Raw genomic sequence first — 15839 nt, 5'->3', positions numbered from 1 at the left:
TATAGCAACTCCGATTGAAGTGAGGGAGTCTGGGCATTTGCTCCGCGACGCGTTAGCGCTAGCATTTGGGGACAAAAATCAGGCGATGCCTTTTAATTGCTCTGCCCGAATGCTTTGCTACTACTCAAATGGCTGTCCCTAATCCATCTAATAGCAAATCCGGTTAACTGAGACCTATTTTTTGCGAAGCAAAATCCTGTCGGGTGCGTGAGACACACTCGCTCAAATGCCCTTCATTTTAACCGAATTTAGTTTGAGAAAGGCGATGAGAGCTGGTAACAACCAGTGTTGCCGTATTTCCATTCTGTTACAAAAATCATTTAAGTTTTGTTCCGTAATCATTTTGATTTTTTAATTAAATTTTTCTCAACAACTAAAACTTTATGAACGCAACAAGCAAATATTTGATATAGCTATTTCTGTAAATTTTATCAAATATTTCTATTGTCATTATTGTTCTTCTTGAGCTTTTTTCTTCAGTTGCTCATAGCAAGTTTGGACGCTCTGACGCAGGGTTTGAGTGATATTTTCGATTTCTGTAAACGTGTTATCCATCGCCTGCGGATCATCAATATCTTTGCCCTGACTTGCCTTCTGTCTTAGCTTTTCTCCGAGATTGTGTCGGCTGCACCATTTACTGATTGTCATGGCAATGGGAAACAACTCATCATCGTCTGCTTCTGCAAGATTTTCATCGAGTTGAGGCAAATCTTGCCAAGCTGCCGGTAGAAAGTATTCAGGATGGTTTTGCAGCCAGTCTTGAAATTCAGCAATGACCTTAGTGGGTTCCATTAAGTTATTCTCCAAATTTTAAGGATTTTGTTCAAACTTATTTGCCAATGGCATAGAAAGCTGCTCAGGATTGAGGATCGCTGAAAGGTTTATCGCTTGCCGCTGCCGGCCAAAGCTAAATATTTTGAACAGTAAGAAGTTAAAATCAGTTGGTTGCAGCTTGGAGACTTTTGGCAAGAATTGAATCGAGGCGAAATTTTTGTGAGAAGAAAGGGGGCCTGCCGACAAGGTTATTCTACCAACTTTTTTGCCGATAGTCGTATAAGTTTCCAGCCATAAAGCTTACTGATAAGCAGCAATTGCTGGTTATAAATCTTCCTGCCTTTTTTCCTAAGTTCTGTTGTTATAAACATTTGCAGAATTACTTTGATTCATTTTTTCTTCCTACACTAACTCCGCATCCACCAAATCTATATGGTTGTTCAAAATTGCCCCTTCCTCGCCATTCTCACAAGTCAGCAGGGCGTTGATGAGATCGGAGTAAGCTTGCAAACGCTGTTCATTCATAGCAAATTGGATTGGGAATTGAGCATGGGGCAAGGCTTCGCCAACCTAAAGGTATGGGCATGGGGCATAGAGGGCAATTCTCTCCGTCTCCCTCTCCCCTGCATCTATTATCACCGGCCCCAGGAATTGCTCTAATCCCGCGCACCTCTGCCTGTCACCCCTCAGGAGCTATAAAATACAAGGCAAGATCCTTTTGGTGTGATTTGGAGTTTTCTCTTATGAAAATGAATCTTTGGCAAACTTCCCTCGCGGTAACTGCCTCGCTGTCCCTGTCTGTCAGCACTTTTTCCGTTCCCGCATCTGCCGGCATCACGCAGCCACAAGGCAGCCAGTCTTCTGCCTCCGGACAAGCAGCACTTCAGAATCAGGGTACAAATCAACTGATCGCCCAAGCCAACTGCCGGCGGGTGAATACAAATGCCAGTGATCTCAACGTTCGTTCCAGCCCAAATGGCCCGATCACCGGCTCAGTTGCGAAAGGAACGCTGCTGACTGTCGATAGTGTTGGCAATGATGGCTGGGTGTTGATTTCATCTCCCCAAAAAGGTTATGTGTTTGGCCAATTTCTCGGCACTTGCGATCAACCTGTACCGCCCAACCAAACTTCAACAACTGGTGACAATTGTCGGCAAATCACATCGGCTGAGGCGGTGAGTGTGCGGCAGTCTCCTTCGACAAACAGCCCTATTCTCGGTAATTTAGCCAATCTTCAGCGTGTGACGATTGTGAATCGCGGTGCAAGCGGCTGGGTGCCCATTTCCGCGCCGGTAACGGGTTTTATTCCGGCTAATACGCTGATTTTCTGCCGGTAAGCGGTTGTTAGAAACGTCTTTTTGAGCTGGTAATCTTTGGAGATTCCCTCAGAGAAACGTGCCTGGGGTTCAAACCCCAGGCTAATTGTGAATGTTGGTGATTGCCGGTGTTTAAACTGCTGCCGAACTGCCGGACTATCGCTTTAAATAGGCAAGGTGTTTAACATTCCAGCATTGAGAGAACCGGCAGGTATTGACACGCCAACTTAACCGGTAGCAAAGGCAAAGGATAAAATAGTTGTACAACCAACCGGCTACTCTGCTTGTGATCAATGTGCCGGTTGCAATCATCCTCTAATTGGAGATTCAAAATGACTGTAACCATCGCTAAATGGACGGTGGATGACTATCACCGTATGATAGAAGTCGGTCTTTTAGAAAGCCGGCACGTTGAACTATTGAATGGAGAAATTATTGAAATGCCCCCAGAGGGTTTAGAACACGCTTATCTTGGAGACGAAGTTGGCAAATATCTCAGTAATCTTCTTGGTAAGAGTGCCAGAGTTCGAGAAGCTCGTCCCATCACTTTGCCTAACAACTCAGAACCGGAACCCGATCTCGCAATTGTTAAACCATTTGGGCAAATCTATCGCCAACATCATCCTTATCCCGAAGATATCTTTTGGTTGATTGAGTTTTCTAATATCAGCCTTGTTAAAGATTTGGATGTTAAGCGAAAAACCTACGCCGCCGCAGAAATTCCAGAATATTGGGTTGTGGATTTGAAACACCGGCAGCTTAATGTATTTCGCCAACCTGTTAATGGTGACTATGTTGAAACGGTAACGTTGACAGCCGGAGAGATTGTGCCGGTGGCTTTTCCAGATATTAAGGTGCCGGTTCAACAGTTACTCGGTTGAAAGACTTGCTCGAATCTTTAAGAAGATATTTTAAATATTGCTTTTTCCCTGGTGAGCTTTATCATAATTCGAGTGTAGTTAAAGCTACAGCAAATTTTTCATCACTCATTTATTACGTCTCATTTTATCTTTGGTTTTTATATAAATTAATAAATATTGAGTGGCTGAATTGGGCTGTGCAACGCCACAATGGAAGAGAAGAGAAAGTTTTAAACAAACGCCTCACCCAGAACTAGGAGTCTTCCCGCTGTGGTCGTACAAATATCCAATAGCACCTACGAAGCTAAAACCCAAGAAATTGCGAAACAACTATTAGCCGCAACGAAAGAAAATCGTTCCTTTTTTGCCCAGATCCGCGACCAAATGCGCCCGGATGATAGATTGCTAGCTTGGGCGATGAGTAACCCTGGTTTGCGTGTGCAACTGTTTCGCTTTATTGACTGCTTGCCGGCACTCCGCAGCAAACCGGAAATTGCCCATCACCTGCAAGAATACCTAACCGCTGAAGAAGTGGAACTGCCCGCCGCCCTCAAAGGCTTGATGAATTTTAGCGGGGGCGATTCGATGGCGGGACAGGTGGCGGCAACAACCGTATCCACAGCCGTCGAAACTTTAGCGCATAAGTACATTGCCGGCGCAAATATTAAGGAAGTGATCAAGACAATTGAACGCCTGCGTAAGGATAAAATGGCGTTCACGATTGACTTGTTAGGCGAAGCCGTGATTACGGAAATTGAGGCCCAATCTTACCTAGATCGCTATCTAGAACTGATCAGCCAGCTCAGTGAGGTGGCGAAAAAGTGGTCAACCGTGCCGGCCATTGATCAAGCAGATGGCGAAGATATTTCCCGAGTTCAGGTATCTGTCAAGTTAACCGCCTTTTATTCGCAATTTGACGCCCTCGATCCCAAAGGAAGTGAAGCACGGGTGAGTGATCGCATCCGCACGCTGCTGCGCCACGCCGAGGAAGCCGGTGCGGCGGTTCACTTTGACATGGAACAGTATTGCTATAAAGATTTAACCCTGGCAATTCTTAAGCAAATCCTCATGGAAGCGGAATTCCGCAACCGCACAGATATCGGCATCACCATCCAAGGCTATCTGCGCGACAGTGAAAAAGACTTGCGGGATTTGATTGAGTGGGCAAAACAGCGCGGCAATCCCGTTACCGTGCGCTTGGTAAAAGGGGCGTATTGGGATCAGGAAACGATTAAAGCCCTGCAAAAAGATTGGCCGCAGCCGGTTTACAACGATAAAGCGGCAACGGATGCCAATTTTGAGAAAATAACCCAAATTTTGCTGGAAAATCACGAATATCTGTATGCCGCGATTGGCAGCCATAACGTGCGAACCCAAGCGCGGGCGATGGCAATTGCAGAAACCCTGAATATTCCTAAGCGCCGGTTTGAGATGCAAGTTCTCTACGGCATGGGCGATAAACTGGCGAAAGGCTTAGCAGATCGAGGTTATCGCGTCCGCGTTTACTGTCCTTACGGCGATCTTCTCCCCGGCATGGCCTACCTGATTCGCCGGCTGCTGGAAAATACCGCCAATAGTTCTTTCTTGCGGCAAAACATGGAAGATCGCCCGATTGAGGAATTATTAGCGCCGCCCTCCCCCAATGGCAAAGACTCAATCCATCGCGGTTCCCCAGTCTTCCCCAATGTCGCGGATACCGACTATGCCAATGCCAAATTGCGGCAAGAAGCCCAGCAAGCGCTGCAAACTGTGCGTCAGCAGCTGGGTAAAACCTATTTACCGCTGATTAATGGGGAATATCAAAATACTGCACAAATGGTGGATTCTATCAATCCTTCCGATCCGAGTGAAGTGATTGGTAAAATCGGGCTGATGTCTGTGGAACAGGCACAGCAAGCGATTCAAGCAGCGAAGGATGCGTTTCCCAGTTGGCGAAAAACGCCGGTGAGGGAACGCGCTGGGGTACTGCGAAAGGCGGCAGAATTGATGGAAAAGCGCCGGCATGAACTGTCTGCTTGGATGCTGTTTGAAGTCGGAAAACCGCTGCGGGAGTGTGATGGGGAAGTCTCGGAGGCGATTGACTTCTGCCGGTATTATGCGGATGAAATGGAACGGCTGGAACAAGGTCATCACTATGATATTGCCGGCGAAACCAACCGCTATAATTACCAGCCGCGCGGCATTTCGCTGATTGTTTCTCCCTGGAATTTCCCGTTAGCAATTCCCACCGGCATGACGGTTGCCTCTCTGGTTGCCGGCAACTGTACTTTATTAAAGCCGGCGGAGGTTTCAACGGTAATTGCGGCAAAACTAGCCGAAATTCTTGTAGAAGCCGGTATCCCCAAAGGTGTCTTCCAATACGTCCCCGGTAAAGGTTCTAGCGTCGGTTCTTACATGGTGAAGCACCCCGACGTTCACATGATTACCTTCACAGGTTCTCAAGAAGTGGGTTGCCAAATCTACGCCGACGCCGCAATTCTGCAACCGGGACAAAAACACCTGAAACGGGTGATTGCAGAGATGGGCGGCAAGAATGCGATTATTGTTGATGAGAGTGCGGACTTGGATCAAGCGGTTGCCGGTGTAGTGCATTCGGCATTTGGCTACAGTGGGCAAAAATGCTCAGCTTGTTCGCGGGTAATTGTGCTGGAACCGATTTATGATACCTTCGTGCAGCGCTTAGTTGAAGCAACCCGTTCGCTGAATGTTGGCCCAGCAGAAGCACCAAGTACCCAAGTTGGGCCGGTGATCGATGCCAACGCTTATGAGCGCATCCGGGATTATATTGAGAAGGGGCGCACAGAAGCTGAAGTTGCCTTAGAAATGCCGGCACCCGGTACGGGATATTTTATCGGGCCGGTGATTTTCACGAACGTGTCACCCACTGCTAAAATCGCCCAAGAAGAAATTTTCGGGCCGGTGCTTTCTGTGATGCCGGCGAAGAATTTCCAAGAAGCAATCAATCTCGCAAACGGCACGAATTTTGCCCTCACCGGCGGCATTTATTCTCGCACGCCTTCCCATATTCAACAGGCAGAAGTTGAGTTTGAAGTGGGTAATCTTTATATCAACCGGGGGATCACCGGCGCAATTGTCTCGCGTCAACCCTTCGGTGGGTTCAAGCTTTCCGGCGTTGGTTCCAAAGCCGGTGGCCCAGATTACTTGCTACAATTCCTCGAACCTCGAACGGTAACGGAGAACATCCAGCGTCAAGGGTTTGCGCCGATTGAGGGTGTGGATTAGATTATTAACCACAGATAAACGCAGATAAACACAGATGGATTTAATATCATTTGTGTTTATCTGTGGTTTAAATTTTATACACATCAATCTATCTCCTAAAAACATGATTTATCAGAAAAGCAACCCCTTCTATTTAACTGCTAGCACTCTTTTATTCCTGCTGCTTCAAGGGTTGGCAGTTGCTTTCCAGGCAGACGCAAGGGTTGAAACAAGACATTTATCGCAAGAGAGAAAAGTTGACAACTACACAGCTCAAAAACAACAAAGTCAATCAGAAAAGCAAAAAATTAAATCTGTTATTGACTTACAAGCTAAAGCGTTAAATGAAGAAAATATAGATGTTTATATGAAAACAATTTCTCAAAGCTCTCCCCAATATTCCCTAACAGTAGAGGTGTTGACTGAACTTTTTCAGCAGTACGATTTAAAATATGAAATTACCGACATGGAATTTCTAACTCTAGCTCAGAATGAAGCAAAGGTCAAAATAATTCAGACCACAACAAAGATAAAAGGCCCAGCTTTTAGAGATAACAAAACAGTAATTATCCATACTTTAAGAAAAGATAACGGTGAGTGGAAATTTTATTTGACAGCACTGGACAGCGTGAATTATTTAAATTAAATTAGCTGAAAATTTTAAGGACTGCATCACTGGTTGCAATCATCGGCACTGAAAACTTTTTAAGTAATAAACAAGCCGGCTCACCCGTGCTAACGAGTGAAACCGGCTTGTTTAATTGCGTTTACCTACAGCACTCAATTAAAGTCTGCTTACGCCAGTCCAACTAACTTGGCGCTTAGATCCCACATCCGTTCGCCTTTTTCATCATCACGGGCTTGGGGAGAGACTTTTTGAACAAAAGAGGTGCCATTCTTCTTTTGGCGATTTCCCCAACTCCAATAGGCACCAGATTGTTTATATTCAGGATCGGCAACTACCGCCGCAACTCGTTCGCCGGCTAATTCCTGAGACACATATCCCCCGGTGATATTTTTTTGGAACCAAGGGAAGATTTTTTGGAAAAGCGGATAGTGGTTGCGGAATAGCGGCGTGTCGGCAACGCATCCCGGATAGAGGGAAGTGAAGGTGATGCCAGTTGATTCGTGATAGCGCCGGTGCAGTTCTCGCATCGTCAAAACATTACAAACTTTGCTATCTTTGTACGCTTTAACCGGCTCAAACTTTTTACCATCAATCATCGAAACCGGCTCTCTAAATCCGGCGGCAAAACCGTCTAAATTACCTAAATCTGGACGTGGGGGAATCTTCCCACCCAATTCATCCGGGTTGTGGGTGACGGTTCCTAAAATAACCATCCGCTTGTCCTCAGCCGGTGATCGCTTCATATCCTCCAGCATAATTTTGCACATGAGGAAATGCCCAAGGTGATTGGTTGTCACCGTCAACTCATAGCCTTCCGGGCTTCGCAATGGTTCTTTGATCAAAGGCATATAAATGGCGGCGTTGCACACCAAAGCGTCCAGCGGTCTGCCCAGTGTTCTAAAATTGCTGATAAATTGCCGAACGCTATCCAAGGAGCCTAAATCGATGTGCTGGATGGTGTAGCTATCCTGGGACATTCCCACCGTTTGGGCAGCTTTTTGGGCTTTTTCTAAATCCCGACAAGCCATCACAACGTACCATCCCCGTTTAGCAAGCGCTTTCGCGGCATACAAGCCAACCCCTGAGGATGCGCCGGTGATGACAACCGTTGACTTCCGATTCTGTTCCATTGTCTTCAGACTCTATTGACCGTGTTGACTTTCTCTAGGATCTCATGTCAATGGACTGCCTGACAGATGGGGATGAAAATGTTTTGGATCGTTTTGGCAATGCCGGCAATCTAAGGTTCCTGAGTCGCGCCCCACACTGAGCGGGTAAAATTCAGTGAATTTTTGAATGCACTCAAACAAAATCAGCCGCCGTAATTGTGCCGGCAGCTACATTTTGTAAAACAGCTAAATACTCTCCAGTCCCCTGGTATTGAATGACGGTATTGCCGGCAGCTTCACCCGTTCCTTGAATAATATTAAGCTGATTAAAAGTTAGGGCTTCGATTAAATCAATCACATCCTGATTATCAATGAAATTAGTAATCACATTCCCTAGATAAATGGTTGAATAGCCGCGCATTTGTAGATGCATTTTTCAAACCATATTCTAATGTTTTTGGTTAATAGTATATCAATATCAAACCTAATTACAAGACAAGATTTTGTTTTTATAAAGTTTCTTAACTTGGGCAGGAGAAGCTTTTTGACTTAGTAGTTTTGTAGTGACTTTATATAACAAGCTCCATATGATGATTTTTTTGTAGCGTAATTATGTGCTTTGAATTTAAAATTTTTCACCTATGCTCAATATTCCTATTTACTTAGCGCCTCAAACATCTTATTGAAAAATTGTAAGAAATGATTTAAAACTGCTTTATAGACGTATTTAATTAAAAAAATAGAGTATCTAATTATAATATAAATTTTAAATAGATTTAACTTAAACATAACCATTTCTTTAGCTGCCAATGAGAGCGTATCAACTGAGCGAACAAAACAAATAATGTTTTCATTCCTGTTCAAGGAAATAAAAAATGGCAATTACACTACAGATATTGCACGCTTCCGATCTAGAAGGTGGTATCGCTGCGCTGGAAGATGCGCCCCGATTTTCAGCCGTTGTTAACGCGCTGAAAGCTGAATTTGCTGAACAAACCCTGATTTTATCCTCAGGAGACAATTACATACCGGGGCCGTTTCTGGCGGCGAGTAGCGACAGCAGTTTGCGCGACGAATTAGGGGGAGAAGGCGCGGGACGAGGCGATATTGCCATCGCTAACGAGATAGGGTTTCAAGCTGCTGCTTTTGGCAACCATGAATTTGATCTCGGCACTTCAACGGTGGCTTCCTTAATTGGGAAAAGTGGCAATTACACCGGCACTGCTTTTCCTTACCTCAGTTCCAACCTAGATTTTAGTAGCGACAGCAACTTAGCAAAATTTGTCGTTACCGATGGACAGGCACCTCTGCCTAACAGCATCGCCAAAAGTACAGTAATTAGTGTTCAAGGACAACCCATCGGTATTATTGGTGCGACAACACCTCTTTTACCTGACATTTCTTCCCCTGGTGGCGTTGGAGTTTTACCGGAAAATGAAGAAGATTATGATGCACTTGCCGCTGCGATTCAACCGGCTATCGATGCCTTAGTCGCGCAGGGCATTAACAAAATTATCCTGCTGGCGCATATGCAGCAGTTAAATATCGAAGTTGAGCTGGCTTCTCGCTTGCAAAATGTCGATGTAATTATTGCCGGCGGTTCTCATACACTCTTGGCAGATGAAACAGATCGCCTCAGAGTTGGAGATGCTGTCGAGGGTGTTTATCCTATCATAGAAACTTCTGCCAGTGGCGAACCCGTTGCCATTATTAACACCGCTGCTAATTACAGATATGTCGGCAGATTAGTTGCAGAATTTGACGATAACGGGGTATTAATTCCCGAAAGTATTGATCCAGAAATTAGTGGCGCTTATGCAACAGACGAACAAGGCGTTACGGATCTGGGCAATCCAGAACCTGATCCGGAAGTTGTGGCGATTACGGATGCCTTGGAAGAAATTATCGTTACGAAAGATAGTAATATCTTCGGCGAAACAGACGTATTTCTCAACGGTGCGAGAAATGATGTTAGAACACAAGAAACTAATTTAGGAAACCTGACAGCCGATGCCAACTTATTCGCTGCTCGTCAAGTTGATCCATCTGCGGTCATTTCTATTAAGAATAGCGGGGGTATCCGTGACTCTATTGGTGCAGTGAGTGCGGCACCAGGAACCGATCCAACTGCGGGAGAAAAAATTCCTCCGCTTGCCAATCCACTAGCAGGAAAAGAAGCCGGCGAAGTGTCTCAGCTTGATATTGAAAACTCTCTGAGATTTAACAACCAACTCACCCTGCTAACGCTGACAGCCGAACAGTTGTTGCAAACCATTGAACATGGGGTTGCTGCCACCGCAGAAGGCGTCACTCCCGGTCAATTTCCGCAAGTTGGGGGGATGGCATTTAGCTTTGATCCGAGTTTACCGGCTGGCAATCGGGTGCAAACTTTGGTAGTGAAAGATGATGCCGGCAACCCAATCGATACGGTTGTGCAAAATGGGGAAGTGATTGGCGATCCAGATCGGACATTTCGCATTGTGACGCTGAATTTCTTAGCCGGCGGCGGTGATAGTTACCCCTTCCCAGAGTTTGCGGCAACCTCAAACCGGCTCGATTTAGTGCCGGCAGAAACGACAGCCAATTTTAATACTTTTGGCACTCAGCAAAAAGCTTTATCCGATTACCTGAAAAGTATTGGAAACTTCAACTTTGCAGATGTGCCGGCAAGTGAAGATCAGCGCATTCAGAATCTTGCTGCACGCGAAGATGATGTGCCGGTGGGAGGCATTTTAACCTTTACGCCGCTAGGCACTTACGACAGTGGAGTTGTCGGTGAAAGTGCGGCTGAAATTGTTGCCTATGACGCAACCACACAGCGCTTATTTGTGGTAAACGCGCAAGCTGCCGTCATTGATGTTTTGAGTGCTTCTGATCCGACAAATTTGGTTAAGGATTTTGAAATTGATGTCACGCCTTATGGTGCAGTTGCCAATAGCGTCGCTGTCAACAATGGCGTTGTTGCGGTAGCAGTAGAGAATGCGGATAAGCAAGCAGCCGGCAGTGTTGTCTTTTTTGATACAAACGGCACCTTTTTAAACTCGGTAACCGTTGGTTCGCTGCCTGATATGGTAACCTTTACCCCAGATGGTACAAAGGTGCTGGTGGCAAATGAAGGCGAACCAAGCGATGATTACACGAACGATCCAGAAGGTTCTGTCAGTATTATTGACCTTTCTGATGGCGTGGACAATGCCTCCGTAAATACAGCTTCATTTACAGGGATTAACACACCGATTGATCAATTAAAAGCAGAGGGATTCCGCCTTTTTGGGCCAAATGCCACCCTCGCTCAAGATGTTGAACCAGAATACATTACAGTTTCTGAGGATTCAACCACTGCCTGGGTTACTCTGCAAGAAAACAATGCAATTGCAAAGCTTGATCTCACAACCAATGAGATTGCTGATATCTTACCTTTAGGGTTCAAGAATCATGTCGGCAAGCTAGAAAAGTTTACCTTTACTAACTTGCCGACACTGGGAACAACAGAAGCCGGTAATAATATTTTGCTGGGTGGTTTTTCTGGTTTATTCTATGAAGGGAAGAACCCAGAAACCGGCAACTTACAGTTTATCACTCACACGGATCGTGGCCCGAATGCAGAGCCGGTTGATACAAATGGGGATGGAATTAACGAACGTCCTTTCGCGCTGCCAAATTTCCAGCCTGAGTGGATTCGTTTTGAATTAAATCAAACAACTGGCACCGTTGAAATTAGTGATCGGGTTGGCTTAACAAAATTAGATGGAACTGCACTCACCGGCTTGCCAAATCTTGCCGGCACTGATGGCTTGGCTTATTCTGATGAATTTCCCATTGATTTATTCGGAAATCAGTTATCACTCGATCCTTTGGGTGCGGATCTTGAAGGCATTGTCAAAGCGGATGATAACACTTACTGGATGGTAGATGAATATCGTCCTTCCCTTTATCATTTTGATGCAAATGGCAAGTTAATTGAGCGATTTGTTCCTCAAGGATCTGGCGAAAATACTGGCACAGAAGCGTTGCCGGCAGTTTACGCACAACGACGAGCAAATCGGGGATTTGAAGCGATTGCTTATCAAGATGGCAAAATTTATGCCTTCATTCAAAGTGCGTTGGATAATCCAGATGTTGCGAATGATGGCAATGCAAAAAAATCCCTGAATCTGCGAATTTTAGAATTTGACACGGAAACTAACACCACTACCGGCGAATATCTGTACCGCTTAGAAGGCGGCGCAGCGGATCGCTTGGGAGATGCAGTAGCTGTTGGCAATGGAGAATTTCTCGTCATTGAGCGAGATGATGCTATTGGCGCGAATACTGATAAAAAGGTATTCAAAATTAATTTAGCCGGTGCAACTAATCTCACAACCTTAGATGCTAGCGTTGCCGGTTCCTTAGAAAGCTTGACAACCGATCAACTTTCCGCATCGAATATTGTCCCGGTGAGCAAAGAATTGTATGTCGATTTGGTTAAAGTCGGCTACGACTTTGCAGACAAAGCAGAAGGATTAGCATTCATTGACAAAAACACCATTGCTGTTGTCAATGACAATGATTTCCAATTAGAAGGCGGCTTTGATTCCTTAACCGGCGCGTTAAATCCCAATCCCGAACCTCAAAATCCAACACTGGCATTAATTACCCTCAATAACGGGTTAGATGCCAGCGATAAAGATGGCGGAATTAATATCCGTAACTGGCCGATTTTTGGGATGTATCAACCGGATGCCATCAGCTCATTTGAAGTGAATGGTCAAACGTATTTGATCACTGCCAACGAAGGGGATAGCCGTGATTATGATGGCTTCAGTGAAGAAGCAAGAATTGCAGACTTAACCCTCGATCCGATTGCTTTCCCGAATGCCGCACAGCTACAGGCAGAAGACGCTTTAGGCCGGCTAACTGTCACAACCGCAAATGGCGATACTGATGGGGATGGCGACTACGACCAACTTTATGCCTCTGGCGGTCGTTCCTTCTCAATTTGGGATACCGAAGGAACTCTTATCTATGACAGCGGCAACGATCTTGAACGCTTAACCGCTGAGTTAGTACCAGAAGCGTTTAATTCTGATGGCGACACCGGCAGTTTTGACTCCCGCAGCGACAACAAAGGGCCAGAACCCGAAAGCGTTGTCACAGGCGTGATTGAGGGACGCACTTATGCTTTCATCGCCTTAGAACGCATCAGTGGGGTGATGGTTTATGATATCAGCGATCCAACCGCGCCAAAGTTCGCTCAATACCTCAACAATAATGATTTTACCGGCGAACCCGGAAACGATATTTCTCCGGAAGGGTTGAAGTTTATTTCAGCCGAAGACAGTCCCACAGGTGAACCGTTGCTGGCGGTTGCGAATGAAGTTAGCGGCACAACGACAGTTTATCAGGTGGCAACTGCCCCAACGCCAACGCCAACACCAAATCCAACTCCCACGCCAAATCCAACGCCAACACCAAATCCGACCCCAACGCCAACACCAAGCCCAAATCCAACGCCAACCCCAACTCCCGGTATTCCGGATCTAGGGAACCTTGGCACCGGCATCACGATTATCCCCAACGTCAATTTAGTTCAAACAACGCTGAATGGTGGGGAGTCAAATGACAGCCTAACCGGCACAGAAGCCGCAGAAGGTATTTACGGGTTTGCCGGCAGTGATTGGCTTTTCGGTAATCGCGGTAATGACAATGTCATCGGCGGTAACGGCATAGACATTCTATTTGGCAATGCCGGCAATGACTATCTCGATGGCGGCAACGATACCGATGTCATCTTTGGCGGTAAAGAAAATGATGCGGTTCTCGGACAAGATGGCGATGACTTCCTATTTGGTGAACAAGGTAATGACACGATTTTAGGAAATGCCGGCAACGACTACCTCAACGGGAATGCCGGTAGTGACACCCTTGATGGCAATGAAGGAGACGACACCATTCATGGCGGTCAAGATGATGACCTAATCAAAGGTAATATCGGAGCAGATGTGCTGCTGGGTGATCACGGCAATGACTCCGTGTTTGGCGGTGAGGGAAATGACTACCTCAGCGGCAACAGTGGAAAAGATATTCTCGATGGCGGTGTCGGTGACGATAGCCTTCACGGTGGCAAAGACGATGATATTCTCATCGGCAATACCGGCGCAGATCTGCTGTGTGGCGGACAGGGAGATGATACCCTGAGCGGGGATAGCGGCAACGATGTACTCTATGGCAACGCGGGTGCGGATCTTTTAGATGGCAGTGATGGCAATGATAGTCTGTATGCCGGCAAAGGAGATGACACGCTGATAGGCGGTGCCGGTGATGATATTCTCAACGGAGATTTAGGCAATGATTCTTTAACAGGCGGTGCCGGCAGTGATCGCTTTGTTTTGAGCAAAGGTGCCGGTAGCGATACCATCACGGATTTTACAGCCGGTGAAGATTTCTTTGTCTTAACTGCCGGCTTAACCTTCGAGAACCTCACCATCACGGCTTCAGACAGTAATACGTTGATTCGTGTTGGGGACGAACTTCTCGCCACAGTCAACGGGTTGCCGGCTAACTCAATTAGTGCCGGTGATTTCGTTCTCATCTAATCAAACCTAGCATCAATAATCGGGTGGATAAAGTCAAGCAAAGGCATTATCCACCCGATTACGTTTTATACAGACGACAATTTTAAATATCTGGCTCTAGCAGTAACTCATCAAATTCACTAAAATAATGTATACTAAATTCGCACCGAACAACCTGCTTGCCGGCTGACACGCCCTAAAAATCGCAAAATCTTATTTCCCTAATTCCAGCTTTTAAAATAAAATCTGATGGGAGAATTTTAAGGGTGAATCAAAATATTTCATCAACAACCGCTCAATCCTTAGAAACCACTTACTCCCGCCAGTTTCTCGATTGGTTGCAAGAAGAACATATCAGCCTTGCCTTCACAACCTACCAAACCTCACGCCTGATGTTTGTTGGCGTCACATCAGAAGGAGAATTTTCTGGATTTGAGCGTTTGTTTAATCGAGCAATGGGACTTTACGCCACACCAGAACGCCTTTATTTGAGTACCAAATATCAACTTTGGCAGTTAGATAACGTACTTTCCGCCTCCCAACTTTATGAAGGGCGCGATAAACTTTATATTCCCCGAATTGCTTATACAACCGGCGACTTAGATATTCATGATATTGCCGTAGATAGTGCCGGCAGAATACTTTTTGTCTCTACTCTATTAAATTGCTTAGCCACCGTAAGCGAGCGTAACAGTTGCACGCCTCTGTGGAAACCTCCGTTTATTTCCAAAATCGTCAATGAAGATCGTTGCCATCTCAACGGCTTGGCAATGGTAGAAGGAAAACCCCGTTTTGTTACGACTGTCAGTCAATCTGATGTTATTGACGGATGGCGAGACAGAAGACAAGCAAGTGGCTGCGTCATTGACATAGAATCTAACGAAATTATTTTAGCCGGCTTATCCATGCCACACTCACCTCGGTGGTATCGGGATAAATTATGGTTATTAAATTCAGGCACCGGCTTTTTCGGTTATGCAGATATAGAAAGCGGAAAATTTGAACCCATTACTTTCTGTCCCGGCTATCTTCGCGGATTAGCCTTCTGGAAAGATTATGCCATCGTTGGGCTGTCAAAACCAAGAAGCGAAGATAAAACCTTTTCTGGACTAGCCCTCGATCAAGAATTAATCGCCAAAGATGCAGAACCTCGCTGCGGCTTCCTAATAATCAACCTAAACACCGGCACAATTGTTCACTGGTTGCGGTTTGAAGGACTGATTGCCGAACTGTATGACATCCAAATCTTACCCAAAGTGCGGCAACCAATGGCATTAGGCTTTCAGACAGACGAAATCAGCCGGCTAATCACCCTTGATCCCATCCAATCTATTTAATTTTTTTCCTACAAAATTTTTCCTAACACCGCACAGTCC

General features: G+C 45.7%; 10 protein-coding genes. 6 read left to right on the top strand and 4 right to left on the bottom strand.

All coding sequences use genetic code 11. The features are described from left to right. Nucleotides 1–450: 450 nt before the first annotated feature. Both H6F56_RS06265 and H6F56_RS26760 read right to left on the bottom strand, forming a co-directional pair. Complete coding sequence (locus tag H6F56_RS06265; protein WP_190666007.1) at nt 451–792, bottom strand: hypothetical protein; 342 nt, start codon at nt 790–792, stop codon at nt 451–453. A 384-nt stretch (nt 793–1176) separates the two neighbouring features. Beyond that, complete coding sequence (locus tag H6F56_RS26760; protein ID WP_255513688.1) at nt 1177–1299, bottom strand: hypothetical protein; 123 nt, start codon at nt 1297–1299, stop codon at nt 1177–1179. 218 nt (nt 1300–1517) lie between these two features. Here H6F56_RS26760 and H6F56_RS06260 point away from each other — a divergent pair, with 218 nt between their 5' ends. The 4 genes from H6F56_RS06260 (at nt 1518) to H6F56_RS06245 (ending at nt 6818) form a co-directional block, all read left to right on the top strand. Next, entirely contained in the window at nt 1518–2111 is a 594-nt protein-coding gene (locus H6F56_RS06260) for an SH3 domain-containing protein (protein ID WP_190666006.1), read from the top strand. Between the two features lie 311 nt (nt 2112–2422). Then, nucleotides 2423–2971, top strand: coding sequence for a Uma2 family endonuclease (locus tag H6F56_RS06255; protein ID WP_190666005.1), 549 nt, complete (start codon nt 2423–2425; stop codon nt 2969–2971). A gap of 249 nt (nt 2972–3220) precedes the next feature. Beyond that, the gene (gene pruA / locus H6F56_RS06250) at nt 3221–6193 is read left to right on the top strand and encodes an L-glutamate gamma-semialdehyde dehydrogenase (RefSeq protein ID WP_190666004.1); all 2973 of its coding nucleotides are present in this window, start codon (nt 3221–3223) and stop codon (nt 6191–6193) included. 34 nt (nt 6194–6227) lie between these two features. Continuing rightward, the gene (locus H6F56_RS06245; RefSeq protein ID WP_190666003.1) at nt 6228–6818 is read left to right on the top strand and encodes a hypothetical protein; all 591 of its coding nucleotides are present in this window, start codon (nt 6228–6230) and stop codon (nt 6816–6818) included. Nucleotides 6819–6967: 149 nt separating this feature from the next. Here the strand turns inward: H6F56_RS06245 and H6F56_RS06240 are convergent, their stop codons facing one another. Beyond that, nucleotides 6968–7930, bottom strand: coding sequence for a protochlorophyllide reductase (locus H6F56_RS06240; protein ID WP_190666002.1), 963 nt, complete (start codon nt 7928–7930; stop codon nt 6968–6970). A gap of 172 nt (nt 7931–8102) precedes the next feature. Continuing rightward, nucleotides 8103–8342, bottom strand: a complete 240-nt coding sequence (locus tag H6F56_RS06235) for a hypothetical protein (RefSeq protein ID WP_190666001.1) — start codon at nt 8340–8342, stop codon at nt 8103–8105. 442 nt (nt 8343–8784) lie between these two features. On the opposite strand from H6F56_RS06235, the gene H6F56_RS26180 reads away from it, so the two are divergent. Next, the gene (locus tag H6F56_RS26180; protein WP_190666000.1) at nt 8785–14484 is read left to right on the top strand and encodes a choice-of-anchor I family protein; all 5700 of its coding nucleotides are present in this window, start codon (nt 8785–8787) and stop codon (nt 14482–14484) included. Between the two features lie 245 nt (nt 14485–14729). Then, on the top strand, nt 14730–15800 hold the full coding sequence (locus tag H6F56_RS06225; protein WP_190665999.1) for a TIGR03032 family protein: 1071 nt from the start codon (nt 14730–14732) through the stop codon (nt 15798–15800). Nucleotides 15801–15839: the final 39 nt, after the last annotated feature.

The organism is Microcoleus sp. FACHB-672, from assembly GCF_014695725.1.
In the GTDB taxonomy this organism is placed as follows: Bacteria; Cyanobacteriota; Cyanobacteriia; order Cyanobacteriales; family Oscillatoriaceae; genus FACHB-68.
Note: the sequence above shows the minus strand (reverse complement) of the source record. Positions and strands in the feature narration are given on the sequence as shown.